The organism is Massilia sp. R2A-15 (genome assembly GCF_030704305.1).
In the GTDB taxonomy this organism is placed as follows: Bacteria; Pseudomonadota; Gammaproteobacteria; order Burkholderiales; family Burkholderiaceae_D; genus JAFCUW01.
Genome location: NZ_CP131935.1, coordinates 3810343 through 3832806 on the forward strand (window position 1 = coordinate 3810343; position 22464 = coordinate 3832806).

At 66.3% G+C, this 22464-nt stretch carries 26 protein-coding genes; 13 read left to right on the forward strand and 13 right to left on the reverse strand.

The annotated features are described in order from the left end of the window. Positions 1-19 precede the first annotated feature (19 nt). Complete coding sequence (pmbA, locus tag Q4S45_RS17450; protein WP_305506446.1) at positions 20-1372, reverse strand: metalloprotease PmbA; 1353 nt, start codon at positions 1370-1372, stop codon at positions 20-22. Positions 1373-1464: 92 nt separating this feature from the next. Between pmbA and yjgA the strand changes: the two genes are divergently transcribed. The 5 genes from yjgA to Q4S45_RS17475 all read left to right on the forward strand — a co-directional run bounded on the left by yjgA (position 1465) and on the right by Q4S45_RS17475 (position 4026). Next, on the forward strand, positions 1465-2076 hold the full coding sequence (yjgA, locus tag Q4S45_RS17455) for a ribosome biogenesis factor YjgA (RefSeq protein ID WP_305506448.1): 612 nt from the start codon (positions 1465-1467) through the stop codon (positions 2074-2076). After that, positions 2057-2674: a molybdopterin adenylyltransferase gene (gene mog, locus Q4S45_RS17460; RefSeq protein WP_305506450.1), complete on the forward strand. Its 618-nt coding sequence runs from the start codon at positions 2057-2059 to the stop codon at positions 2672-2674. Before yjgA ends, mog begins: the two co-directional genes overlap by 20 nt. Positions 2675-2686: 12 nt before the next feature. Beyond that, entirely contained in the window at positions 2687-3355 is a 669-nt protein-coding gene (locus Q4S45_RS17465) for an alpha/beta hydrolase (RefSeq protein WP_305506452.1), read from the forward strand. 183 nt (positions 3356-3538) lie between these two features. Continuing rightward, positions 3539-3808 (forward strand): hypothetical protein, encoded by a 270-nt coding sequence (locus Q4S45_RS17470; protein WP_305506454.1) that lies wholly within the window; start codon positions 3539-3541, stop codon positions 3806-3808. Positions 3809-3828: 20 nt separating this feature from the next. Then, on the forward strand, positions 3829-4026 hold the full coding sequence (locus Q4S45_RS17475) for a hypothetical protein (protein WP_305506456.1): 198 nt from the start codon (positions 3829-3831) through the stop codon (positions 4024-4026). Between the two features lie 95 nt (positions 4027-4121). Here Q4S45_RS17475 and Q4S45_RS17480 read toward each other — a convergent pair whose 3' ends face one another. The 4 genes from Q4S45_RS17480 to Q4S45_RS17495 are packed head-to-tail and all read right to left on the reverse strand — an operon-like array spanning position 4122 to position 8700. Beyond that, positions 4122-4676 carry a carboxymuconolactone decarboxylase family protein gene (locus tag Q4S45_RS17480; RefSeq protein WP_305506458.1) on the reverse strand — a complete coding sequence of 185 codons (555 nt, stop codon included), beginning with the start codon at positions 4674-4676 and terminating at the stop codon, positions 4122-4124. Beyond that, the gene (locus tag Q4S45_RS17485) at positions 4673-5521 is read right to left on the reverse strand and encodes a fumarylacetoacetate hydrolase family protein (RefSeq protein ID WP_305506460.1); all 849 of its coding nucleotides are present in this window, start codon (positions 5519-5521) and stop codon (positions 4673-4675) included. Before Q4S45_RS17485 ends, Q4S45_RS17480 begins: the two co-directional genes overlap by 4 nt. Then, the gene (locus Q4S45_RS17490; RefSeq protein WP_305506462.1) at positions 5490-6707 is read right to left on the reverse strand and encodes a YbfB/YjiJ family MFS transporter; all 1218 of its coding nucleotides are present in this window, start codon (positions 6705-6707) and stop codon (positions 5490-5492) included. The genes Q4S45_RS17485 and Q4S45_RS17490 overlap by 32 nt, the downstream gene beginning before the upstream one ends. Position 6708: 1 nt before the next feature. Beyond that, on the reverse strand, positions 6709-8700 hold the full coding sequence (locus Q4S45_RS17495) for an FAD/NAD(P)-binding protein (protein WP_305506464.1): 1992 nt from the start codon (positions 8698-8700) through the stop codon (positions 6709-6711). 190 nt (positions 8701-8890) lie between these two features. Between Q4S45_RS17495 and Q4S45_RS17500 the strand changes: the two genes are divergently transcribed. Further along, positions 8891-9340: a cache domain-containing protein gene (locus Q4S45_RS17500; RefSeq protein ID WP_305506466.1), complete on the forward strand. Its 450-nt coding sequence runs from the start codon at positions 8891-8893 to the stop codon at positions 9338-9340. Positions 9341-9387: 47 nt separating this feature from the next. After that, on the forward strand, positions 9388-11079 hold the full coding sequence (locus tag Q4S45_RS17505) for a methyl-accepting chemotaxis protein (protein WP_305506468.1): 1692 nt from the start codon (positions 9388-9390) through the stop codon (positions 11077-11079). Positions 11080-11258: 179 nt separating this feature from the next. Here the strand turns inward: Q4S45_RS17505 and Q4S45_RS17510 are convergent, their stop codons facing one another. Continuing rightward, positions 11259-11825 carry a DNA-3-methyladenine glycosylase gene (locus tag Q4S45_RS17510; RefSeq protein WP_305506470.1) on the reverse strand — a complete coding sequence of 189 codons (567 nt, stop codon included), beginning with the start codon at positions 11823-11825 and terminating at the stop codon, positions 11259-11261. A 134-nt stretch (positions 11826-11959) separates the two neighbouring features. Here Q4S45_RS17510 and Q4S45_RS17515 point away from each other — a divergent pair, with 134 nt between their 5' ends. From Q4S45_RS17515 to Q4S45_RS17525, 3 genes are all read left to right on the forward strand, one after another. Next, positions 11960-12817 (forward strand): HDOD domain-containing protein, encoded by an 858-nt coding sequence (locus Q4S45_RS17515; protein ID WP_305506472.1) that lies wholly within the window; start codon positions 11960-11962, stop codon positions 12815-12817. A gap of 46 nt (positions 12818-12863) precedes the next feature. Continuing rightward, a complete protein-coding gene (locus Q4S45_RS17520) occupies positions 12864-13550 on the forward strand; it encodes a GNAT family N-acetyltransferase (protein ID WP_305506474.1) in 687 nt (228 codons plus the stop codon). Between the two features lie 71 nt (positions 13551-13621). Beyond that, on the forward strand, positions 13622-13882 hold the full coding sequence (locus Q4S45_RS17525) for a hypothetical protein (RefSeq protein WP_305506476.1): 261 nt from the start codon (positions 13622-13624) through the stop codon (positions 13880-13882). 19 nt (positions 13883-13901) lie between these two features. On the opposite strand, the gene Q4S45_RS17530 is transcribed toward Q4S45_RS17525, so the two are convergent. Further along, a complete protein-coding gene (locus Q4S45_RS17530; protein WP_374046049.1) occupies positions 13902-14447 on the reverse strand; it encodes a DNA-deoxyinosine glycosylase in 546 nt (181 codons plus the stop codon). Positions 14448-14562: 115 nt separating this feature from the next. On the opposite strand from Q4S45_RS17530, the gene Q4S45_RS17535 reads away from it, so the two are divergent. After that, positions 14563-15009: a DUF962 domain-containing protein gene (locus Q4S45_RS17535; protein WP_305506478.1), complete on the forward strand. Its 447-nt coding sequence runs from the start codon at positions 14563-14565 to the stop codon at positions 15007-15009. Positions 15010-15021: 12 nt separating this feature from the next. On the opposite strand, the gene Q4S45_RS17540 is transcribed toward Q4S45_RS17535, so the two are convergent. Further along, complete coding sequence (locus tag Q4S45_RS17540) at positions 15022-15153, reverse strand: hypothetical protein (RefSeq protein WP_305506480.1); 132 nt, start codon at positions 15151-15153, stop codon at positions 15022-15024. A gap of 157 nt (positions 15154-15310) precedes the next feature. On the opposite strand from Q4S45_RS17540, the gene Q4S45_RS17545 reads away from it, so the two are divergent. Together Q4S45_RS17545 and Q4S45_RS17550 are read left to right on the forward strand one after the other, a co-directional pair. Then, the gene (locus Q4S45_RS17545) at positions 15311-16249 is read left to right on the forward strand and encodes a DMT family transporter (protein ID WP_305506482.1); all 939 of its coding nucleotides are present in this window, start codon (positions 15311-15313) and stop codon (positions 16247-16249) included. Then, the gene (locus tag Q4S45_RS17550) at positions 16246-16743 is read left to right on the forward strand and encodes a GNAT family N-acetyltransferase (protein WP_305506484.1); all 498 of its coding nucleotides are present in this window, start codon (positions 16246-16248) and stop codon (positions 16741-16743) included. Before Q4S45_RS17545 ends, Q4S45_RS17550 begins: the two co-directional genes overlap by 4 nt. Before the next feature lie 234 nt (positions 16744-16977). Here the strand turns inward: Q4S45_RS17550 and Q4S45_RS17555 are convergent, their stop codons facing one another. The 5 genes from Q4S45_RS17555 to hutG all read right to left on the reverse strand — a co-directional run bounded on the left by Q4S45_RS17555 (position 16978) and on the right by hutG (position 22464). Beyond that, on the reverse strand, positions 16978-18429 hold the full coding sequence (locus Q4S45_RS17555) for a glycine betaine ABC transporter substrate-binding protein (protein WP_305512141.1): 1452 nt from the start codon (positions 18427-18429) through the stop codon (positions 16978-16980). A 63-nt stretch (positions 18430-18492) separates the two neighbouring features. Further along, a complete protein-coding gene (hutI, locus tag Q4S45_RS17560) occupies positions 18493-19719 on the reverse strand; it encodes an imidazolonepropionase (protein ID WP_305506486.1) in 1227 nt (408 codons plus the stop codon). Further along, positions 19716-20306 carry a HutD family protein gene (locus Q4S45_RS17565; RefSeq protein WP_305506488.1) on the reverse strand — a complete coding sequence of 197 codons (591 nt, stop codon included), beginning with the start codon at positions 20304-20306 and terminating at the stop codon, positions 19716-19718. The genes hutI and Q4S45_RS17565 overlap by 4 nt, the downstream gene beginning before the upstream one ends. Continuing rightward, positions 20303-21685, reverse strand: coding sequence for a formimidoylglutamate deiminase (locus Q4S45_RS17570; RefSeq protein WP_305506490.1), 1383 nt, complete (start codon positions 21683-21685; stop codon positions 20303-20305). Before Q4S45_RS17570 ends, Q4S45_RS17565 begins: the two co-directional genes overlap by 4 nt. Beyond that, positions 21682-22464, reverse strand: a complete 783-nt coding sequence (hutG, locus tag Q4S45_RS17575; protein WP_305506492.1) for an N-formylglutamate deformylase — start codon at positions 22462-22464, stop codon at positions 21682-21684. Before hutG ends, Q4S45_RS17570 begins: the two co-directional genes overlap by 4 nt.

Here is a 22464-nt window from a genome sequence, read left to right on the forward strand (position 1 = left end):
GCTGGAACGACAGGCGGGGTCAGCTGCCCGCCACCACCATGTTTTCGATCAGGATCGAGCCGGTCGACTTGTTGCCGCGGATGAGGACGTCGTTGCCGATGCCGACGATCTGGCGGAACATGTCCTTCATGTTGCCGGCGATGGTGATCTCCTCGACCGGATACTGGATTACGCCGTTCTCGACCCAGAAGCCGGACGCGCCGCGCGAGTAGTCGCCGGTGACGTAGTTGGTGCCCTGCCCCATCAGCTCCGTCACCAGCAGGCCGCGGCCCATCTTGCGCAGCATGCCGGCGAAATCGTCGGCGCGCTTCGTTTCAGTAGACGTCATCGACAGGTTGTGCGAGCCGCCCGCGTTGCCCGTGGTTTGCATGCCCAGCTTGCGCGCCGAGTAGGTCGACAGGAAGTAACCCTGCACCACGCCATCCTTGACGACGTTGCGGCGCACCGTGCGCACGCCTTCCTCGTCGAACGGGGCCGAGCCGACGCCGCCGATCAGGTGCGGGTCTTCGAGAATCTGTATGTGCTTCGGGAACACCGACTGTCCCAGCGAGTCGAGCAGGAAGGTGGACTTGCGGTACAGCGCGCCGCCCGAGGTGGCCTGGACGAAGGCGCCGAGCAGGCCGGCGGCCAGCGGCGCCTCGAACAGCACCGGGCAGGTGCGGGTGTCGAGCTTGCGCGCGTTCAGGCGCGCCAGCGCGCGCTCGGCGGCGTAGCGGCCCACCGCTTCGGGCGATGCCATCTTGGACGCGTCGCGCACCGAGGTGTACCAGTCGTCGCGCTGCATCTTGGCGCCCTTGCCGGCGATCGGCGCCACCGACAGGGTGTGGCGCGAGAACGGATAGCCGCCCGAGAAGCCGCGCGAATTGGCCGACACGAAGTGCGACTGCTGCACGTGCACGCTGCCGCCTTCGCTGTTGGTGATGCGCGGATCGACATCGAACGCGGCGCCTTCGGCACGCTGCGCCAGCGCCACCGCTTCCTCGGTCGAAATCAGCCACGGGTAGCACAGGCGCAGGTCGCGCGGAGCCATTTCAAGCAGGTCGGCGTCGGCCAGGCCGGCGCAGTCGTCTTCGGCGGTGAAGCGCGCGATGTTGTAGGCCGCGTCGACCGTGGCGCGCAGCGCCGCCGGCGAGAAGTCCGAGGTGCTGGCATTACCGCGCTTCTGGCCGATATAGACCGTCACTCCCATGCCCTTGTCCTTGTTTTGCTCGATCGTCTCGATCTTCCCCCGTCGAACCGTCACCGCCAGCCCGCTGCCTTCGCTGATTTCAACCGCGGCATCGGTGCCGCCCTTTTCGCGCGCGAACGCCAAAACGTCGGCGGCGAGCTGTTTCAGCTGGTCCTGGGTATGGATAAAGACGGATTCGCTCATGGGGTGTTTTCTTCGTTTGGGCGCTAAAACAGTTATGATAGCAGTCGTTTACTGTTTTTACCGGTCGGCCGTGCGCCGTCTGGATCCATATCATGCCAAATCCAAACCGCGGTGCCTGCGGGTTCCAATCCTCCGAATTCGAACAAGAGTACGAGCGTCCATCCAAGTCCGAGGCCAAGCGCCAGAGCCTCGAAGTCCAGAAGCTGGGCGAGGAACTGGTCAACGCGCCGCGCGACCGCGTCAAGCGCGTGCCGATGCCGGAGGACGTGATGGAGGCGATCCTGATGTGCCAGACCATCACCAATCACGAAGGCCGCCGGCGCCAGATGCAGTTCGTCGGCAAGAAGATGCGCACCCTCGACGAAGAGGAAATCGCCGTCATCCAGCGCACCATCGAAGGATGGAAAGGCATGTCGAAGGCCGACACCGCGGCGCTGCACGCGCTCGAGCGCCGCCGCGACAAGCTGCTGGCCGACGACAAGGCGCTGACCGTGCTGCTGGAAGAGCATCCTGAACTCGACGTGCAGCACCTGCGCGCGCTGATCCGCAACGCGCGCAAGGAGCAGGCCGAGAACAAGCCGCCGAAAGCCTATCGCGAGATTTTCCAGATCCTCAAGGACCTGTCGAAGAAAGGCCAGGCGGCCAAGACTGACGACGAGGACCTCGACACCGACGCGGAAGACGATGAGCACGACGACGAATAACACCGAACTGGTGATCGGACTGGTGTCGGTGTCCGACCGCGCCAGCGGCGGCGTGTACGAAGACAAGGGCATCCCGGCGCTGGCCGACTGGCTCAAGTCCGCGTTGACCACGCCGTTTCGCGTCGAGACGCGCCTGATCCCCGACGAGCGCGCCGAGATCGAGCGCACGCTGGTCGATCTGGTGGACACGCAGCGCTGCCACCTGGTCCTGACCACCGGCGGCACCGGCCCGGCGCGGCGCGACGTCACGCCCGAGGCGACGCTGGCGATCGGCACCAAGGAGATGCCGGGCTTCGGCGAACAGATGCGCCAGATCAGCCTGCAGTTCGTGCCGACCGCGATCCTGTCGCGGCAGGTGGCGGTGATCCGCGAGACACCGGACCACGCGGCGCTGGTGATGAACCTGCCCGGCCAGCCGAAGGCCATCAAGGAAACCCTGGAAGGCCTGAAGGACGCCGACGGCAAGCAGCTGGTCGGCGGAATCTTCGCGGCCGTGCCGTATTGCGTGGACCTGATCGGCGGGCCGTACATGGAAACCGATCCGGCCGTGTGCAAGGCGTGGCGCCCGAAGACGGCGCTGCGTCCGCAACCCAACTGAATGGAAGACCGCATGACCAAGCTGCTCGAAAATATCGAAATCGAAACCGCGCCGAATCCCACCGTCGCGATCATCTGGATGCACGGCCTGGGCGCCGACGGCAACGACTTCGTGCCGCTGGTGCGCGAGCTGGACCTGGCCGGCCTGCCCGGCATCCGCTTCGTGTTTCCGCATGCGGACACGATGCCGGTGACGGTCAACGGCGGCTACGTGATGCGTGCCTGGTACGACATCGTCCACTCGGACCTGGGCCGGCGCGAAGACGAAGGCGGCTTGCGCCGTTCGCAGGCGCAGGTTGAGGCGCTGATCGACCGCGAGAAGGCGCGCGGGATCAAGGCCGACCGCATCATCCTGGCCGGCTTCTCGCAGGGCTGCGCGATGGCGCTGCAGACCGGCTTGCGCCATCCGGAAAAACTGGCGGGCCTGATGTGCCTGTCCGGTTACGTGCCGCTGTCGGCCACGGTGCCGTCCGAGCGCAGCGAAGCGTCGATCGACACGCCGATCTTCATGGTGCACGGCCGCGCCGACGGCGTGATCCCGATTGCGCGCGCGGAACAGTCGCGCGACCTGCTCAAGTCGATCGGCTACCAGGTCGAGTGGCACGACTATCCGATGCAGCACTCGCTGTGCCAGGAAGAAGTCGACCACATCGGCGCCTGGCTCAAGAAGGTTCTGGCTTAAGCACTAATATCCTCAAGACCGTCATTCCCGCGCAGGCGGGAATTCAGACTGAGCGTGCTTCAATTACTCAGCATGGATTCCCGCCCGCGCGGGAATGACGGTTTTTGGGATAGCAATCTATCAAACGCCGCAAATTTCCTAGCGGGGTAAAATCCCCGAACTGCCTCACCCAGAAAGCATCACATGAAAAAAACCGACCTGGCCAAGAGCGACGCCAAAAAATTGATGGGCCAGATGACGATCCCGTCGGCCGCGGGCTTCGGCAACGCCGGCGCCACCGTGGCGATCGACCGCCGCGAGCAGCGCAAGCTCGACCAGGCCGCGGGACTGGTGCCGTTTGCCGTCAAGCTGAACAGCGACCTGGTCAAGCAGTTGCAGGAGCAGGCGAAGGCACGCGCGGTCGACATGAATACGCTGGTCGCCGAACTGCTGGCCAAAGGCCTGGCGGCGTAAATTCGATCAAGGGGAACAAGATGGCAAAGAAAGAAGAGCTGGACGAAGAGACGATGGCACTGATTAACTGGTGCATCGAGGTGGAGAAGTTCCTCGTCGCCGGCGGCGCCACGCAGAAGGAGGCGCAGGATCATATCGAGGAGCAGGTCGAGTGGTTCACCGACCAGTTCTCCGACGGCCTGACGCCGGAAGAAGCGGCCAAGGAAGCGCTGGCCTAAGTAATCATCGCCCGTACAGCCTTGCAGGCGGCGGCGACCAAACCGGGGTCAGGTCCGACGGACCTGACCCCATTTTTTCTGGCGCCGGCTTGCGATCAGTCGGGAAGCATCCACGCCGATGACGGCGGCATTGCGGTCTGCGCGGCGTTCATCACCATCGCCAGGAAGGTGTAGTAGCCGTTGATGCCCATCAGGTCGACCACGCCGTGTTCGCCGAACAGCGCCAGCGCCGCGGCGTAAGTCGCATCGGTGACGCGCTTCTGCTGCTGCAGCTCGGTGCAAAACGCGTAGACCGCCGCTTCGTCGTCGCGCAACGCGGGCGGCGCGCGGCGTTCGGCGATCGCGTCGATGACGTCGCGCGCAATGCCATTCTGCTGCGCGAGCGGCGCGTGGATCGCCCACTCGACCTTCTGGTTCCACTCACGCGCGGTAACCAGGATCGCCAGCTCCGACAGGCGGGTGCCGATCGCGCTGCGGTAGCGCAGGTGTTCTCCCATGCGCTGCGCATTCTCCATCAGCTCAGGACTGCGCAGCAGCGGCACGAACGGGCCGTAAAGCGCGCCGCGCGGCCCGTCGATGATGACCTGCGCCGCGCGGCGCTGCTCGTCGGTAATCTGGTCCGCGCCGAGCGGCCCGAGGCGATCCTTCATCGCGCGGCCTTCGATACGACCAGCTGCTGCTGTTCGCCCAGGCCGGCGATCCCGAGGCGCAGCTTGTCGCCGGCCTTGAGGAAGCGCTGCGGCTTGCGGCCGACGCCCACGCCGGGCGGGGTGCCGGTGGCGATGATGTCGCCCGGCTCGAGCGTCATGAAGCGCGACAGGTAGCTGACCAGCTGCGCGACGGTGAAGATCATCGTCTCGGTGCTGCCGGTCTGCATCCGCTTGCCGTTCAGTTCCAGGTAGAGGTCGAGCCGCTGCACGTCGAACACTTCGTCGCGCGTGACCAGCCACGGCCCGACGGGGCCGAAGGTATCGCAGCCCTTGCCCTTGTCCCACTGCGAGCTTTCGAACTGGTAGCCGCGCTCGGAAACGTCGTTGACGACGCAATAGCCGGCGACGTAGTTCAGGGCATCGGCTTCGCTGACGTACTGCGCGCGGGTGCCGATCACCACGCCCAGCTCCACTTCCCAGTCGCCCTTCTTCGCGCCCGGCGGCAGCACCACGTCGTCGTCGGCGCCGGACAGGCTGGAGATGGCCTTCATGAAGACGATCGGCTCTTTCGGGATTGCCATGCCGGTTTCGGCGGCGTGGTCGGCGTAATTGAGGCCGATGCCGATGAACTTGCCCACGCCGGTCAGCGGCACGCCGAAGCGCGGTTCGCCGCGCACCAGCGGCAGGCTGTCGGGATCGACCTTGGCCAGCTTGCGCAAGGCCTTGTCCGACAGGAGGGCCGGGCCGATGTCGTCGACAATGCCGGCCAGGCTGCGCAGCCGGCCGAATTCATCGATCAGGCCAGGTTTCTCTTTACCGGGACGGCCATAGCGGACCAGTTTCATATTCTGCTTTCGAAGGGATGCCAGGCTGGCATTTTACCCGTTCGCGCAGAAGCGCAATGGCGGCGATGCAAAGCGCCGACAAGGCCAGCGCCGCGCTGCTCGCGACAAACAACAGCGCGTACGACTGGCGCGTGCTCATGACCGACACCATGATGGCGGCGGCGCCGGCCTGCGCCAGCGAAAAGCCGCAGTTCATCGCGGTCCAGTTGCGCCGGTGCTCGCCGGCGCCGCCGATCTCCAGCGCGTAGCTCGATGCGGCGCCGACGATGCCGGGCGAGAAAAAGCCGACCAGCACCGACGACAGCAGCAGCGCCGCCCCGCCATCGGCCACCAACGGCAGCGCGACCCCGGCGGCTTTCAGGACGAACGCGATGAACAGCGTTGACGACAGGCCGATGCGGTCGGCGACGACGCCGGTCAGGTAGGGTCCGCAGGCCGCGCCGGCGCCGAAGCAGGCCCAGAAAAAGCCGGCCTGCGCCAGCGGGCGGTGCAGCTCGCGCGTGATGTAGTCGGCCCAGAACAGCGTGTGCGGCAGGTAGCCGACCGCATTGAGCGCATACGCGATGAGCAGCAAGGTGACCGGCGCGGGCAGGCGCCAGTTCAGCGCAAACGCCGGTTGCGGCGCTTCAGGCGCCTTGCCCCAGTAGTCCCAAGTGATGGCGGTAAGCAGCAGACAGATGGCGCCCAGCGTCATCCAGGTGGCGGTCAGTCCCTCGTGCAGCAGCGCGGGCACCACGGTGGCGGCGGCGACGATGCCCAGGCCCACGCCGGAGAAAATCAGTCCGCTGACGCGGCCGCGGCGTTCGACCGGCGTGCGCGGCAGGATCAGCACCGGCGCCTGCACCATCAGGATGGCCCCGCAGGCGCCGGCGACGGTGCGCCAGCCGAGGAACCAGGCGATGCCGCCGCCGCGCCAGGCGCAGCTGAAAAAGCTGAGGGCGCACAGCAGCATCGCCAGCTGCACCATGCGGCCGGCCGCCATCGAACGGGCGAGCCAGGCGGCGATGCCGATGCCCAGAAAGTAGCCGGTGAGGTTGGCGGCGCCCAGCCAGCCCGCCTCGGTGCGGCTGAACCAGGCCTGCTGCACCAGCAGCGGCAAGATCGCGACATACGCGAAGCGGCCGATACCGACCCCGGTCAGCGTGGCCGCCATGCCGCACAGCCCGGCCGGGATCGCGCGCTTCATCTCAGCTCTGGACCATCGCGGCGGAGCTGCAATGGACGATTTCGGGCTCGGGTTCGGACACCAGGCGCAGCGCGACCGGTTCGAACGCTTCCTGCGCGGACACGGGCGCGGGCACGGGCTTGGCGCAGCGCTCGGCGATGGCGTCCATCATCAGGCCGACCGCACGCCCGGCGTCGACCATGGTGGTGGAGTTGGCGCCAGGGCGCGGCAGCACGAAGGTGTAGAACTTGCAGCCTTCGACCAGGGTGCCCAGCGCCCAAAGCGTGGTCTGCGAGGAGCCGTCCTGCGCCACCACGTTCATGTTGCGGTCGACCGTGATGCCGCCCGGGTGGAACTGGCCGTTCGTGAAGGGCCGCACGATCCCGCGCTGCACCAGCTTGCGCATCAGCGGCGACTTGTCCTCCAGCGGGCCGGGCAGCGAAGCGCGGCCGCGCACCAGCACATTGGCGGTGACGGGATCGCCCTGCCAGTGACTATGCACCACGAAGCAGCCATTGCCTTCGTCGAGGGTGCTGTGCGCGCCCGGGCCGAAATCGGCGCGCACGGTGCCGGCGTCCATCAGCGCCAGCAGCTGGGCGATGCGTTCCTTCGGCGGGCCGACCGCGAGGCGGTTCATGATCGGCAGGAATTCGGACAGCACCCAGCGGTGCGAGTGTTCGTACAGGCCGCCGAAGTCGATCGCGCTGCGCACCACGTCGCGCACGTCGCGCAGCACGTCGCAGGCCGACTTGACCGGGCTATCGAGGTTTCCGCGCAGCGCGTGCTCGACGTCGCGCCACATGTGCCCGCGCAGCCAGTCGTCGAACTGGCGCCGGCTCTTGAGCGCCAGCGGCGGGATCGGGTCGACCAGCTTTTCCCACGACAGCTGCTCGCGGCGGTCGATGTGGCGGTCGATCAGCGCCTGGCGCGCCTTGCCGTTTTCGCACGCCATGAACTCGTTGCTGAACATGAGTGCGGCGATCTTGTCGCGCTTGTGGTGCAGGTAGGCGAAGTAGTAGGCGAACTGCATGTCGCACCACAGCAGCGGGATGATCTGCTTTTCGAAATCGAGCTGGCCGCCGCCGGACTCGCGGCGCAGCTGCTCTACCTTGGCGAAGGTGAGGAACTTCGGCTTGTACTGGCCGAACACGCCCTTCTGATTAACCGCGCGCGCCGTCAGCGGCAGCCCGGAGCGCGAGTACAGCAGGATCTTCGGTTCCTGGCCCGACGGGCGGTAGCGCAGGCGCGCCGCCGGCTCCATCTTGCCGCAGGATTCGAACTTGCCGCCGCGGCCGGCCGTCAGCTGCGAGATCAGGTCGAAGCTGGTCAGGCCCATGCCTTCGATGGCGATGGTGTCGCTGGCGGTCACGCTCGACACCGCATTGCGGATCGGGTAAGGCTCGAGCACCAGCTGCAGGCGCGCATTGCGGCTGCGCGCCGCCTCGACTTTCGCGGTCAGCGCGCGCTCCGGCTCGGAGAGGACCTTGCGCGCGTGACCGGTGGTGAGGAACACGAAGTCGGCGGGATAGCCGCAGCCGTCGTACGAGACGGTCCAGCGCTCGCCTTTCCATTCGAGGTCGTCGACGCCGGCGTAGTTATGCAGGAAGATCGTCATGTGCGGCGGCGCCAGCTTCTTCAGGTACTCGAAGCCCCAGCGCAGGTAGTCGCCGAACAGCGCGCGCGAATAGTAGCCGTTGCGGTCGATCTCCTCCTTGGGGCCGATGCCGCTCATGCTGTTGCGGCTGGCGAGCCAGTCGGCGAACGACGGGCCGTACAGCAGCGGGCCGGCGCCGCGCACGGTGTCGTCGGAAAACTGGGTCATCTGGCAGGCCACCGTGTTGACCAGCAAGTGGTCGGCCTGGTCGGTCGTGTGGCAGCCCGGGCCGAACTCCTTGCTGTCGAACAGGTACAGTTCGAGCGGCGTCGCGCTGGCGTCGTTGCGCGCATAGGCGATGATGCGGTCGAACACTGAAATGCCACGCGGCCCGAGGCCGATTATCGCAATTTTGACCATGTGAGTCCTCATCTGGTGGGAATGCACGCGGAATAAATCATTTCCGAAGGGGAATGATAGGTTCGGATGCCAATGGGCAAGTTGCGGCATCGCAATCACCGGTGTGCGAGCCATGCTTTTGAGAAAGCGCAAACGGCGTTTCCGGGCGGGCGGTACAGTAGATACCGTCAACGAATTTCCCGGAGGAAATATGAAACTGCTTACTTGCGCCGTACTCACCGCCGCCCTCGCCTGGGCCCCTTGCGCCTTTGCCGAGCCCTCCGAAAAGGACGCCATCTCGATGGTCGAGAAAGGCGCCGCGTTCATGAAGTCGAGCAGCAAGGAGGAAATGATCAAGCGCATCAACGCCAAGGATCCGGACTATGTGCAGGGCGCGCTGTACCTGACCATGCGCGACGCCAAGGGCGTGATCCTGGCCAATCCGGTCAACTCCGCGATGATCGGCAAGGACCTGGTGGACGTGCCCGACGCCGACGGCAAGCTGTTCCGCCGCGAGATCCTCGAACTGGCCAAGAAAAAGGGCAAAGGCTGGGTCGACTACAAGTTCAAGAACCCTTCCAGCGGCAAGGTCGAAGCCAAGACCACCTACATCCAGCTGGTCGGCGACGTGACGCTCGAGGCGGGCATCTACAAGAAATAGGGACTCGGCGTCCCGCGGCGTTTGAATCATCACTGGCAGGAGTCGGCATGCTGAAAAAATTACGCATTGGTCCCAAGTTGCTGTTGGCCCCGGGACTGGTCCTGATCCTGCTGATCGTCACCGCCGGCAGCGCCTATTACGGCATGGTGCGCCAGAACGCGTCGCTGGAGAACCTGGTGCAGGTGCGGGCGGCGCGTTTGAAAGCGGCGGCCGACGTGTCGGGCGACGCCAAGTACGCCCACGCCAACATCTATCAGCTGCTGGCGTGGATCAACGGCAGTTTCGCCAAGGCGCGGGTCGATGCGCTGACCGCCGACATCGGCCGCAAGCACACGGCGATCGCCGCACAGCTGGCGGCGATGGCGGCGGTGGCCGATCCGGCCGAGCGCAAGATCATCGACGCGTCCGGCGCCGCGCTGGTGGGCTACCGCAAAAGCGTGCAGCAGACGATCGAGCTGGCGCAGGTGGACCAGTCGACCGCCACCGCGTCGATGAGCAAGGCCGAGAAGGAGTTCGGCGTGCTCAATAGCCAGCTGGGGCAACTGTCGGCGCTCGAGCGCGCGCTCTCCGAGCATGCGTTCGCCGCGGCGAAGTCCGAGTTCCGTACGCTGGTGATGACGATGGCGCTGCTGGTGCTGCTGTCGATCGGCCTGTCGATGCTGGCCACCTTCCTGGTGCGGCGCGCGATGCTGGGCGATATCCGGGCGATCGCCGACGTGGTGGGCGAACTGGCCGAGGGCCGCCTGGTGGGCGGCGCCGGCACCGACGGGCGCGACGAAATCGCCGCCACTTCGCGCGCGCTGGACCACACCATATCGCGCCTGACCGACAGCCTGCGCAGCATCCTGTCGTCGGTGCGCTCGATCGACACGGCGTCGCAGGAAATCGCCACCGGCAACCTGGACCTGTCGACCCGCACCGAGATGCAGGCCGGCTCGCTGGAACAGACCGCCAGCGCGATGGAGACCTTGACCATCGCGGTCAAGGACAACGCCAACAACGCGCGGCTGGCGACCGAACTGGCGGCGTCCGCGGCGACGCTGGCGGCCAACGGCGGCAAGGCGGTCGACCGCGCGGTGACGACGATGGAGTCGATCAAGGCCAGTTCACGCAAGATCGTCGAGATCATCGGCGTGATCGACGGGATCTCGTTCCAGACCAATATCCTGGCGCTGAACGCGGCGGTCGAGGCGGCCCGCGCCGGCGAGCAGGGACGCGGCTTCGCGGTGGTGGCGTCGGAAGTGCGCACGCTGGCGCAGCGCTCGGCGGCGGCGGCCAAGGAGATCAAGGCGCTGATCGCGGCGTCGGTGGCGATCATCGACGGCGGCAGCGCGTCGGTCAACGAGGCCGGCAGCAGCATGGGCAACATCGTCGCCTCGGTCCAGCAGGTCAACGACATCATCGCGCGCATCAGCGTGGCCAGCTCGGAGCAGGCCGAGGGCATCGCCGAGGTCAATCACGCGGTGGGCCAGATGGACGACATGACGCAGCAGAACGCCGCGCTGGTCGAAGAAGCCGCGGCGGCGGCGGCCAGCCTGCACGAGCAGACCATCAACCTGGCGCAGGCGGTGTCGATCTTCAAGATCGATGGCGACGAGACGGCGATGCAGGAACCGGAGCCGGAGCCGGAGCCCGACAGCTTCCGCGATCCGCAGGAACGGCGGGCGCCGGGCAGCGGCATGCGCGGGACGCCGCCGAGGGCGCTCGGACATCGTCCGACGGGCCGCAAGCAGGGCTAGCCGAATCAGTAGCGCGCGCATCGTCGGGGTCTGGTCCTGCGGACCTGACCCCATGTTGCAAATCCCGGGCGACACCGCGATTACACACTGTGCTCTTTGGGGCCTGGCGAAATCAAAATGGGGTCAGGTCCGCAGGACCAGACCCCGTTTCTGCGAGCCGCACCATTTGCACTCTAAACTCAAAACGGCCGGCTGACGAAGCGCGAGCCGGCCAGCCCGAAGCGCCACAGCGTCTCCTTCGCCTTCGAGATGCCAATGCGCGGACCGGCCACCACTTCCACCGGCGCCGCGCCCGGCGCCAGCTCGAACGGCGGCAGCGCCAGCGCCATGCCGTTATGCTCGCGCGTCACCGCCAGCGCCTGGCACAACTTGCCGGGACCGGAGCACAGCAGGCGCGCGTCATCGAGGCCGCGGCGCGCGCGCATCACGTCCAGTCCCGCCAGCGGCTCGAGCGCGCGGATCAATACCCCGGCGCCGTGGCCCTCCTCGCGGCAGACGAAATTGAGGCACCAGTGGATGCCGTAAGAACGGTACACATAGGCGTGCGCCGGCGCTCCGAACATGGCGCGATTGCGCTCCGTCGGCCCGGAATAACTGTGCGAGGCCGGATCCTCGCGGTCGTAGGCTTCGGTTTCGACGATGCGCCCGCCAACGCCGTCCACCAGCACCAGCACGCCGATCAGCTGGCGCGCCACCTCGTGCGAGGGCGCGCGAAAGTCGATGCCGGCCACAATCGATTTATTCATATAGCAATTTTATAACGGACGTCCACCTTGTTCAGTTCGGAATGCCACAGATTGCGTGGAACGAGTGCGGCCCGCGCGGCGCTGGTTTATCATGTCGATTAGTTCCCAAAAGCAATGAAATCGTTAGTTGATCCATGAACAACCTTGCAGTACTCGCGCAGCCGGACGCCGACCCGGTCGACGCCTTGATCAAGTCGATCCGGATCCCGCCCCGTCCCAGCCTGCTCGCCGACCTGCAGCGCGAGCTGGCCTCGCACGAGCCGTCGCCGGCGGCGATCGGGCGCACCATCGCCAGCGATGTCGGCATGGCCGGCGCCCTGCTCAAGCTGGCCAACTCCTCGTTCTACGGCGGCAAGCGCCAGGCCAAATCGGTCGACCAGGCCATCGCTTTCCTCGGCATCAACCAGGTCGCCGCGCTGATGGCCGGCCTGCTGGCGCGCCAGGCGATCGTCTCGGGCAACGTGTCGCTGGCGGCGTTCTGGGACCTGTCGACCCGGCGCGCGCAGGCGATGGTGTTCCTGTCGCGGCGCCTGCGCATCGGCGCACCCGACGTGGCCCATACCTTCGGCCTGTTCTGCGACACCGGCGTGGCGCTGCTGCTGGACCGCTTCGACGGCTACGGCGTCACCTTCGACATCGCCTGCGCCGACGACGCGCGACGCTTTACCGACATCGAGGACGAGCGCCACAGCACCAACCACGCTGCGATCGGCTGCCTGCTGGCGCGCAACTGGGGCCTGTCGGCCAACGTCGCGTGGGCAATCCTGCATCACCACGATTACAGCGTCATCGACGATCGCGCCAGCGACGACGCGGTGCGCTCGCTGGTGGCGCTGTCGCTGCTGGCCGAGCGCGCGCTGCAGGCCTATCAGGGCCACGTCCAGTCGCTCGAGTGGGAAAAGGGCGGCGCGCGCGCCTGCGCCTACCTTGGCCTCGCCGAGGACGAAGTGACCGACCTGGTCGACCAGCTGCTGGACGCCTTCAGCCACTAAGCTTCGCGCCGCGTACTACAATCGCGTTTTCACCTGGCGGCGCGACATGGAACGAAACCGGCTTCTCGACGATATTTTCTGGAACACCCTCACCGGCCCGCATGCGCAGTTTGCCAGCGGGTTCGGCGGCGCGCGCCGCTACGCCAAGGGCTTCTCGCCGATCCTGGCGTTTGCCGATCCCGGGGACCCCGACTTCGCGTCGCTGGCGCCGTTCTGCGAGAAGGGCGAGCACTTCTACTGCGACAGCTGGACCGGCGCCGCGCCGGAAGGCTGGCGCATCGACGCCGAGGCCACGATGTTCCGGATGGTGTGGAATGCGGCGCTGCCGACCGCCGACGAAGCGCCGGATGCGGTCGCGCTGGGACCGGAACATGCGGACCAGGCGCTGGCGCTGGCGACGCTGACCAAGCCGGGACCGTTCGGTCCGCGCACCATCGAGCTGGGCGAATACTTTGGCTATTTCGACGGCGACCGGCTGATCGCAATGGCGGGCGAGCGGATGCACGCGCCGGGCCTGCGCGAGATCAGCGGCGTATGCACCCATCCCGACTACCAGGGCCGCGGCCTGGCGCGCAAGCTGATGGCCAGGCTGGTGCACCGCCAGGTGGCGCGCGGCGAAGCGCCGTTCCTGCACGTGATGCGCACGAACGAGGCGGCGCATCAGCTGTATCTGCGGATGGGGTTCGAGGATTACCTGGAGACCGTCGTGCGAGTCGTGGCGCGGGCGGATTGACGAATCGCGGTTGCGGAGCACTGCTGTTGGCACTAGAGTGTGTATAACCGGGCAAGGGAGAAAACGAGATCATGTCTTTCACATCATTAGAACTTCCCGATGAGCTCGAAGAGCGAGTCGCTCATGCGGCTCAAAAGTTGGGAATCAGCACCGATACATTCATGATCGACGCCATCCGACACGCTGCCAATGCTACCGGCACTGAGAGATCCAGAGAGATGGATGCTGGAGAGGATTGCGAATGGAATGTAAGGCACGCCAGTGTCATTTCCGTCTATAACTGTCAGGTAGAAGCCGAAGGAGTGGCGCTGCAGGAATGGCGCGCACTTTGATTCGGCGCCTATTGATCGACTATTTGAGGAAACGGGATGGACCAGTCGCTTTTACAATCTGGCGTAAGGCTGCCCATCGCTCCAATTTTTCCAAATACGGCTTTGTGTGGGCTGGGCTGCTGGACGGAAGGTCAAGCAGTTGATAACGCGAGCCGTGTTCACCAAGCACCCTAACGCCGAGCCTGAAGGCTGTCCCGCCATTGAATGCGATCGAATCAATTGCCGGAAAACGCGCAAGTAGCCCGAGCAGATCGTTGTCATCTCGGTTCCGAATGTCGCTGTCGAGGCTTCCAGGACGATGCGCTTCCGCCACAACGTCCCACAATCCGACCCCGTGCAGCAGCAATGTCTGCAGGCGCGAAGCGTAATCCAGCGGCACCAGCTCCACGTCGATCACTTCGGACATCAACATCCAGAATTGATTCTGGCGGTTGCCGTAGTACTGCTGAATGGCAAGTGACTTCTCGCCTGGCAGGCTGCCCAGGATGAGCAATCGGGTTCGATCGTCGACGACGGGATCGAAGCATCGCTTTCTCAACAGTGGATCCGGGATTGGCTCGGTCATCCGATCGATTTTACCGGACGCTGCGACAAGGCGGCTGGCGGAAAGATCCGGCCAGCATCGCCCGGTGTAGAATCGTCCCGCAAGACCAACATCACAACAACAAACGGAGAGCACCATGCCAGAGACGGGACACGCGCGCGACATCGATGCGCTGCTGGCCAAATACGGCGAGAGCCACCTGAACCACACGAACGAGCTGATCCACATTGTGTGCGTGCCGGTGATCGTGTTTTCGCTGCTCGGCATCCTGTGGGCGATCCATCCGCTGGTGGCGCTGGCCGTCAGCGTGGCGTCGCTGTGGTATTACTTCAAGCTGTCGCGCCCGTTTGCCGTCGGCATGCTGGTCATGACGGCGCTGATCCTCGGCCTGCTGCGCGCGCTGCCGCCGGCGACCGTGCTGCCGCTGTCGATCGCCATCTTCGTGCTGGCCTGGGTGGGCCAGTTCATCGGCCACAAGATCGAAGGCAAGAAGCCGTCCTTCCTGGAGGACCTGCGCTTCCTGCTGATCGGCCCGCTGTTCGTACTCAGCTTCCTGTACCGCCGGCTGCACGTGGCGTACTGATCCGGCCACTGCTCATTCCGGCTCCTCCACGGACGCCTGCGCGGACTGCGCGGGGCCGTCGGCCTGTTCGACCAGGACCAGCGCGGTGCACAACACGACGTAGCCCAGCAAGATAAGGATGCGAAGTCGGAGCGACGGTTTCATGGGAGGGCCTCTGCGCAGTTGGAATCCATGATACCGGCCCGGATGGCCGCCCAGCGCAGTTTACGGGGCGCCTTGTTGCGCCTCAAACGTGGCGCAGATGGCTGTCGTTTCGACGCCATGGCTGACAAGAAACTTCGAAAGCCCGTATACTTCCGCGATGTCCTCCCCCCTCCTGTTTACTATCTGCTCGCTGATCTGGGGCTCGACCTTCTGGGCCATCACGCTGCAACTGGGCGAGGTGGCGCCGGCGGCGTCGGTCGCGTATCGATTCGGCATCGCCGCGGCCACCCTGTTCGCCTGGTGCCTGATGCGCGGCGACCGCCTGCGCCTGCCGTGGCGCGCCCAGCGCTGGGTGATGCTGCAAGGCTTCCTCAGCTTCGGCCTGTCGTATGTGTGCACCTACGGCTCAGAGCAGTACCTGGTCTCCGCGCTGGTGGCGGTGCTGTTCGCGCTGATGGTGTTCTGGACGCCGATCTGCGCGCGCCTCCTTTTCGGCGCCCCGATCGGCGCGCGCACCTGGTCGGCCGGCGCCGTCGCGACCGCCGGCGTCGCGCTGCTGTTTTCCCGTTCGATCGGCGCCGCCTGGCACGACCTCCAGTTCGGGGGCAGCGGCCACTTCCTGCTGGGCCTGGCGCTGGCGCTGGTGGCGACCATTTCCAGTTCGGCCGGCAGCGTGATCGTCGGCAAGGTGCGCGAGCAATCGTCGAACCTGCTGCTGACCATGGCCTGGTCGATGTTCTGGGGCACCGCGCTGGTGCTGGCGTGGATCGCGCTGACGGGGCAGTCGCTGACGGCGCCGGCCGCGCCCCGTTACTGGTTCGGCTTGTTCTACCTGTCGATTTTCGGCTCGGTGATCGCCTTCATGGCCTACTTCACCCTGATCAACCGGATCGGCTCGCAAAAGGCCGTGTACATCGGCGTCGTCACGCCGGTCATTTCGGTGCTGCTGTCGATCCGGCTCGAACAATACCGGCCCGGCCCGCTTGAATGGCTGGGCATGGTACTGTGCCTGGCCAGCGTCGCCTGGGCGGTTCGCGCTCCGGCGCCGCGCCCTGTATCCCGTGTTTCCTCCACTCCTGTTTTAGAGACTCCATGACTGTATCCCCTGCTTTCTCCGTGCGTCCGGCCCAGCCGTCCGACGTTGCCCACATCCACGCCATGATCGTCGAACTGGCGGTCTTCGAAAAACTCGAACACATGGTGGTGGCGACCGAAGCGTTGCTGCACGATGGCCTGTTCGGCGCGCGTCCGACGTGCGAGGCGATCGTCGGCGTCGAGGGTGACGAAGTGGTGTGCTTCGCGCTGTTCTTCCACAATTTCTCGACCTTCCTCACGCGCAAGGGCCTGTACCTGGAAGACCTGTACGTCAAACAAGTCCACCGCGGCAAGGGCTTCGGCCGCCAGATGCTGGTCAAGCTGGCCCAGATTGCCGTCGAGCGCGGCTGCGGCCGTTTCGAATGGTCGGTCCTGGACTGGAACGAGCCGGCGATCCAGTTCTACAAGGGCGTGGGCGCCGACGTGATGCCCGACTGGCGCATCTGCCGCGTGACCGGCGATGCGCTGACCCAGCTGGCCAGCAACGCACGCTGACCTTCAATTCCCGGAAATAAAAAACCCACGGGGAGGATCACCGTGGGTTAAACCCATTTGTCTAGGATGGGAGGGGAGACTCGGATACGCGGAACAGCGAATCTGTGCAACCGTTGCTTCCATAATTATCCGGCTGGAAAATTTCGGGTTGATGCGAATCAATTGTTCTGCACCGGGGTCAGACCAGTTGGTCTGACTGCTTGGTCTGACCCAGAATTCACAGAATTTACGATGTTATCGCAGGGCAGTTCGGCGTCGCGCCAACAGCCATTCGACAGTCTCGAATGCGCCTTGCGTCAGCAGGGCCAGCACCGCCGCGGGAATCGCGCCGGCCAGCAGCATGTCGTTGTCGTTAAGCGCCAGGCCGATCGTGATCCGCTCGCCGTAACCACCCGCGCCGATGAAGGCGGCGATCGTAGCCGTGCCCACGCTCATCACCGCCGCCGTCTTCACGCCCGCCAAAATCACGGGCAGCGCCAGCGGCAAGTCCACGTTCACCAGGCGATCGCGCCGCTCCATCCCCAGCGCCAGCGCGGCCATCCGCAAACCGGGCGGCACCTGCAGCAAACCGGTGCAGGTGTTGCGCACGATCGGCAACAGCGCATACACGAACAGCGCCACCAGCGCCGGCACCGTGCCGATCATCCCGAGCAAAGGGATCAGCATCGCCAGCAGCGCCAGCGACGGCACCGTCTGCAGCACGCCGGTGAACGCCAGCACCGGCTGGCGCAGGCGCGGAACGAAAGCGGCCAGCACGCCGAGCGGGATGCCGCCCAGGCAGGCCAGCGTCACCGACAACAGCACCAGCGTGATGTGCTCGCGCGTGAGCTTCCACAGGTTCGCGTCGAACATCCTGGCCATCAGCGCGCTGCGCGGTCCTGTCTTGGCCTGTCCGCCCGCCAGCCAGTTCGACGCGACCTTCGCGAAACTCTGGCCCTCCAGTTCCACCGCGGCGTTCATGGCGATCATGTTGGCGGGCGAGATGCGCCCTTCCAGCTGTTCGATCGCGCGCCACGCCTCCGGAAATCGCTTCGGCGCGTCGAGCCGGTACAGCAGCACGGCGTCGTAACGCGGAAAGTAGTGCAGGTCGTCGTCCAGCACGCGCAGCCCGTACTGGCGAATTTTCGCGTCGGTCGAGTAGATGTCGATCACGTCCACCTGGCGCTGCGCCAGCGCTTCGTACGCAATGCCGTGATCGAGCCCGCGCGGCTGCTGCGGCAAGCCATACCGCGTGGCCAGCCCCGGCCAGCCATCGGCGCGCCCGATGAATTCGTGCGACAGCCCCAGCTTCAGTTCGGGATGCTGCGCCAGCGAAGACAGAGCGGCCAACTTGCTGTCCCCGCGCACGGCCAGCGCGTAGGTGTTGTTGAAGCCGAGTGGCACGCCAACTCCAAGCCCCATCTTCGCGAGCGCCGCGCGAATCTGCGCAAGCGACGTCGGCTTGTCGTTCTTGAGGATCTCGAGGTCGATGGTGCCGAGATATTCGGGATAGACGTCGATGCTGCCGCCCTGCAGCGCGGCGAGGACGATGGCGGTGTTGCCCAGGCCCTGGCGGTGTTCAGCCTTGCCGTGCGCGGCAGCGGTCTGCGTCAGCACTTCGCCGAGAATGTACGATTCGGTGAAGCGCTTCGAGCCGACGCGAAGCGCACCCTCGCCGGCAGAGGCGCTGGCGCAGGCCGCAATCATCAGAACCGCTAGCCAGCGGCGGACCGCGTCAAGTCTGGTGCGCACGCACTCTCCAGGGTGTTGTCAATCGCGCCAGCTTACCACCGGCGCGCGCAACACGCCCGCATTGACGACGCCGCGGCAGGGATTGAAGCCCATCGCATACGACAGGTCGGCCGGACGCGCGATGTCCCACAGCGCGAAGTCGGCGCGCTTGCCCACTTCAATGGTGCCGATGTCGGCCTGGCGGCCCAGCGCGCGCGCCGCGTTGACCGTGCAGCCGGCCAGCGCTTCTTGCGGTGTCAGGCGCCACAGGGTGCAGGCCATGTTCATCGCGAGCAGGATCGATGTCAGCGGCGAGGTCCCGGGATTGCAGTCCGTCGCCACCGCCATCGGCACGCCGGCCGCGCGCAGCTGCGCCACCGGCGGCGGCGTGGTGTCGCGCAGGAAGTAGTAGGCGCCGGGCAGCAGGACCGCCACGGTGCCGGCCGCCGCCATCGCCGCCACGCCCTCTTCGCTCAGGTGTTCCAGATGGTCGGCCGACAGGCCGCCGAAGCGCGCCACCAGCTGCGCGCCGCGCTGGTCCGACAGCTGCTCGGCGTGCAGCTTGACCGGCAGGCCGAGCTTGCGCGCGGCCTCGAACACGCGCTCGGTCTGGGCGTTGGAGAAGCCGATGCGCTCGCAGAAGGCGTCGACCGCGTCCACCAGCCCCTGCGCCGCCAGTTGCGGCAGCATCTGCTCGCACACCGCGTCGATGTAGTCGTCCGCCCGCCCGACATACTCCGGCGGCAGCGCGTGGGCGCCGAGGAAGGTCGTCGCGACATCGACCGGCACCACACCGCCGATGCGCCGCGCGGCGCGCAGCATCTTCGCTTCCGTGTCGAGGTCGAGCCCATAGCCGGATTTGACTTCGATTGTGGTGACGCCTTCGGCCAGCAGGCTGGCCACGCGCGGCAGGCTTTGATCGATCAGCTCCTGCTCCGACGCGGCGCGGGTGGCGCGCACGGTGGACATGATGCCGCCGCCGGCGCGCGCGATGTCCTCGTAGCTGGCCCCGTTCAGGCGCGCCTCGAATTCGCCGCTGCGGTTGCCGGCATGGACGATGTGCGTGTGGCAGTCGATCAGGCCGGGCGTGAGCCAGCAGCCGCCGCCGTCGACGATGGTCGCGCCCTCCATGGGCGCCTGTGCGCGCGGGCCGACCCACACGATGCGGCCCTCTTCGACGCGCACCGCGCCGTCGCGCAGCTCGCCGTAGCCGTCGGCCATCGTGGCCAGGTGCAGGTTAGTGAAGACGGTGGCGCCCGCCGTCATGGCTTGCCGGATCCGAGGAAGATGTCGACGATGAAGATGGTGGCCTCGGTCGCTTCGAGCGTCCAGACGGTTTCGGTGTCGAATACGATGGCGTCGAAGCGCACCAGGCCAATGCGCTCGTCGTCGCTGCTGACCGACAGGCTCTCGCCTTCAGCCAGGAAGAGTACCGTGCGGTCGCCCCGCGGCGCGAACACCGAGCGGCCCTCAAGGCGCCGGCGTCCGAATTTGTGATGGCAGCTTGCTCGCCGTGTCATCACATTGAAGTCGATGGTCGGTCCGCCGTTCAGGGTCGCCTGCACCGCGGCCTCGCCGGCGAACTCGATCACCGTGTCCTCGTCGCCCAGCACGAAGCGGCGGCACTCGTCGATGTCGAGCAGCAGGCCGGGTCCTTCGACCAGCGCAAGCGTGCGATCAATGCCGGGAAACAGCGAGAACGGGCCGTCCTGCGACACCGTCGCAAGGCTGATGCGCCAGTCGAAATCGTGGAACTGCGATTCCGGCGGTTCGACCGTGATCTCGGTCGTGCTGCCGCCGCCGTTCTTCCACGGCACCGGCGCAAGGCTGGCAAACGGAATGAGCATGGTCATGAGCGGAACTCCCGCAGTTCGGCAAGGGCCTGTTTATAGCGCCGCGCGATGGCGTCCTGGTCGACGTGCCGCCCGCCCTGCACTACCCAGCGTCCGCCCGCCAGCACATCGCGCACCAGGTTGTCGTTCCCGGCGAAGATGAAGGCGCCCATCACATCGTCGCTTGCCGCGCCGTCCAGATTCGGATGCTCGCTGTCGAGCACCAGCAGGTCGGCGCGCAGCCCAGCCGCCAGCGCGCCTACCGGCCGGCCGCTGGCCTGCGCGCCGCCCTGCAAGGCGCCCTGCCAGAGGAATTCGGCGACCCGGCGTTGCGTGTGCGAGACCGCGACGTTGCGCCGCTGGTGCTGCAGGCGCTGGCCGTACTCCAGCCAGCGCAGCTCTTCGACCGGGCTTTGCGACACGTGACTGTCGCTGCCGATGCCGAATCGTCCGCCCGCGTGGATGAACTGCTCCAGCGGGAAGATGCCGTCGCCCAGGTTCGCTTCAGTGGTCGGACACAGGCCGGCGACGGCGCCGCTGTCGGCGATGCGGTCGACTTCATCGGCGTCGATATGGGTGGCGTGCACCAGGCACCAGCGCGCGTCGAGCGCGATGTGCTCGGACAGGTAGCGAAGCGGGCGCATGCCGGAAAATTCGAGGCAGCCGAGCACTTCGGCCTGCTGTTCGGCGATGTGGATATGGAGCGGGCGGCCGGCCGGCAGCGCCTGCGTCAGTTCGAGGATCTGGCTGACCGAGGCCGCCCGCAGCGAATGGGGCGCCGCGCCCACTTCGAACTGGCCGCCGCGCAGCGGTTCGAGCGCTTCGACGATGCGCAGCACCTGGTCGGGATCGGTGCGAAAGCGCTGCTGGTCGCTGCCCAGCGCCAGTTCGCCGAAGCCTGCGTAACTGTACAGCACCGGCAGCATGGTCAGGCCGATGCCGGCCGCCCGCGACGCCGCCGCAACGCGTTCGGCCGTTTCCGCCGGCCGCGCATAGAGCGAGCCGTCCGGCGCACGCTGCACGTAATGAAACTCGCACACCGACGTGTAGCCGTGCCGCAGGCATTCGGAAAACAGCTGCGCCGCGATCGCTTCGATCTGCTCCGGCGTGATGTTGCGCGCGAAGCGGTACATCAGTTCGCGCCAGGTCCAGAAGCTGTCCGGATTGTCGCCGGCGGTTTCGGTCAGCCCGCCCAACGCGCGCTGGAAGGCGTGCGAATGCAGGTTCACCATGCCGGGCAAGACCAGCTCCACGGTCCGCGGGGTCTGGTCCTGCGGACCTGACCCCGACGACCCGGGCGTCACTGCGGTCAGCACGCCGGCGTCGTCCCATTCGATCAGGACGTCAGCCGCCCATCCCTGGGGCAGCAGCGCCCGGCGGGCGAACAGCCAGCCGCTCATGGCCGCACCCAATCGGCAGCGGCCGCGATCATGTCGCGCAGCGCGGGCTGCACTTCGCTGGCGAGATCGCGCCGGTACGCGAACGGCGCGCTCTCATCCATGTACAGGCACTGGCACATCTCGAGCTGGATAGCATGGATGTTCGATGCGGGCTGGCCGTAATTGCGCGTGATATAGCCGCCCTTGAAGCGGCCATTGACGGCGACGCTGAACCTCTTGGGTACCTGCGCGATGACGGCTTCGGTCAGCGCGGGAGCGCACGAGGCGCCGCTGGCCGTGCCGAAGTTCAGGTCAGGCAGCCGGCCTTCGAAAAAGCGCGGCACCCTCGATGCGATCGAATGGGCGTCCCACAGCACCACCCTGCCGTGCAGCGCCAGCAGGCGATCGAGTTCGGCGCGCAGCTGCCGATGGTAGGGCCGCCAGTAGGATTCGAGCCGGCGCGCGATTTCAGTTTCGGACGGCGCGCGTCCCGGCAGGTACAGGCGCTCGCGGCCGAAGGTATCGACCGGGCACAGGCCGGTGGTGTCCATGCCGGGATACAGGTTGGTGTCTTCCGGCGGGCGGTTCAGGTCGATGACGTAGCGCGACCAGCGCGCGGCAATGGTCGAGGCGCCCATCTCGCCGAGGAAGCCGTACAGCTCCGGCAGGTGCCAGTCGGTGTCGGCCCGCTCCAGCGCGCAGGGCGCGAGCTGCGCTGCGATGTCGTCCGGGATATCGGCGCCGGCGTGCGGCATCGACACGAGGATCGGAAGACTGCCGGCCTTGAACTCGAAATCCAT

What these genes read in the sequence shown, in the direction of transcription:
- pmbA (WP_305506446.1), bottom strand. Translation starts at nt 1,372, where the DNA reads ATGAGCGAATCCGTCTTTATCCATACCCAGGACCAGCTGAAACAGCTC.
- yjgA (WP_305506448.1), top strand. Translation starts at nt 1,465, where the DNA reads ATGCCAAATCCAAACCGCGGTGCCTGCGGGTTCCAATCCTCCGAATTC.
- mog (WP_305506450.1), top strand. Translation starts at nt 2,057, where the DNA reads ATGAGCACGACGACGAATAACACCGAACTGGTGATCGGACTGGTGTCG.
- Q4S45_RS17465 (WP_305506452.1), top strand. Translation starts at nt 2,687, where the DNA reads ATGACCAAGCTGCTCGAAAATATCGAAATCGAAACCGCGCCGAATCCC.
- Q4S45_RS17470 (WP_305506454.1), top strand. Translation starts at nt 3,539, where the DNA reads ATGAAAAAAACCGACCTGGCCAAGAGCGACGCCAAAAAATTGATGGGC.
- Q4S45_RS17475 (WP_305506456.1), top strand. Translation starts at nt 3,829, where the DNA reads ATGGCAAAGAAAGAAGAGCTGGACGAAGAGACGATGGCACTGATTAAC.
- Q4S45_RS17480 (WP_305506458.1), bottom strand. Translation starts at nt 4,676, where the DNA reads ATGAAGGATCGCCTCGGGCCGCTCGGCGCGGACCAGATTACCGACGAG.
- Q4S45_RS17485 (WP_305506460.1), bottom strand. Translation starts at nt 5,521, where the DNA reads ATGAAACTGGTCCGCTATGGCCGTCCCGGTAAAGAGAAACCTGGCCTG.
- Q4S45_RS17490 (WP_305506462.1), bottom strand. Translation starts at nt 6,707, where the DNA reads ATGAAGCGCGCGATCCCGGCCGGGCTGTGCGGCATGGCGGCCACGCTG.
- Q4S45_RS17495 (WP_305506464.1), bottom strand. Translation starts at nt 8,700, where the DNA reads ATGGTCAAAATTGCGATAATCGGCCTCGGGCCGCGTGGCATTTCAGTG.
- Q4S45_RS17500 (WP_305506466.1), top strand. Translation starts at nt 8,891, where the DNA reads ATGAAACTGCTTACTTGCGCCGTACTCACCGCCGCCCTCGCCTGGGCC.
- Q4S45_RS17505 (WP_305506468.1), top strand. Translation starts at nt 9,388, where the DNA reads ATGCTGAAAAAATTACGCATTGGTCCCAAGTTGCTGTTGGCCCCGGGA.
- Q4S45_RS17510 (WP_305506470.1), bottom strand. Translation starts at nt 11,825, where the DNA reads ATGAATAAATCGATTGTGGCCGGCATCGACTTTCGCGCGCCCTCGCAC.
- Q4S45_RS17515 (WP_305506472.1), top strand. Translation starts at nt 11,960, where the DNA reads ATGAACAACCTTGCAGTACTCGCGCAGCCGGACGCCGACCCGGTCGAC.
- Q4S45_RS17520 (WP_305506474.1), top strand. Translation starts at nt 12,864, where the DNA reads ATGGAACGAAACCGGCTTCTCGACGATATTTTCTGGAACACCCTCACC.
- Q4S45_RS17525 (WP_305506476.1), top strand. Translation starts at nt 13,622, where the DNA reads ATGTCTTTCACATCATTAGAACTTCCCGATGAGCTCGAAGAGCGAGTC.
- Q4S45_RS17530 (WP_374046049.1), bottom strand. Translation starts at nt 14,447, where the DNA reads ATGACCGAGCCAATCCCGGATCCACTGTTGAGAAAGCGATGCTTCGAT.
- Q4S45_RS17535 (WP_305506478.1), top strand. Translation starts at nt 14,563, where the DNA reads ATGCCAGAGACGGGACACGCGCGCGACATCGATGCGCTGCTGGCCAAA.
- Q4S45_RS17540 (WP_305506480.1), bottom strand. Translation starts at nt 15,153, where the DNA reads ATGAAACCGTCGCTCCGACTTCGCATCCTTATCTTGCTGGGCTACGTC.
- Q4S45_RS17545 (WP_305506482.1), top strand. Translation starts at nt 15,311, where the DNA reads ATGTCCTCCCCCCTCCTGTTTACTATCTGCTCGCTGATCTGGGGCTCG.
- Q4S45_RS17550 (WP_305506484.1), top strand. Translation starts at nt 16,246, where the DNA reads ATGACTGTATCCCCTGCTTTCTCCGTGCGTCCGGCCCAGCCGTCCGAC.
- Q4S45_RS17555 (WP_305512141.1), bottom strand. Translation starts at nt 18,429, where the DNA reads ATGATTGCGGCCTGCGCCAGCGCCTCTGCCGGCGAGGGTGCGCTTCGC.
- hutI (WP_305506486.1), bottom strand. Translation starts at nt 19,719, where the DNA reads ATGACGGCGGGCGCCACCGTCTTCACTAACCTGCACCTGGCCACGATG.
- Q4S45_RS17565 (WP_305506488.1), bottom strand. Translation starts at nt 20,306, where the DNA reads ATGACCATGCTCATTCCGTTTGCCAGCCTTGCGCCGGTGCCGTGGAAG.
- Q4S45_RS17570 (WP_305506490.1), bottom strand. Translation starts at nt 21,685, where the DNA reads ATGAGCGGCTGGCTGTTCGCCCGCCGGGCGCTGCTGCCCCAGGGATGG.
- hutG (WP_305506492.1), bottom strand. Translation starts at nt 22,464, where the DNA reads ATGGATTTCGAGTTCAAGGCCGGCAGTCTTCCGATCCTCGTGTCGATG.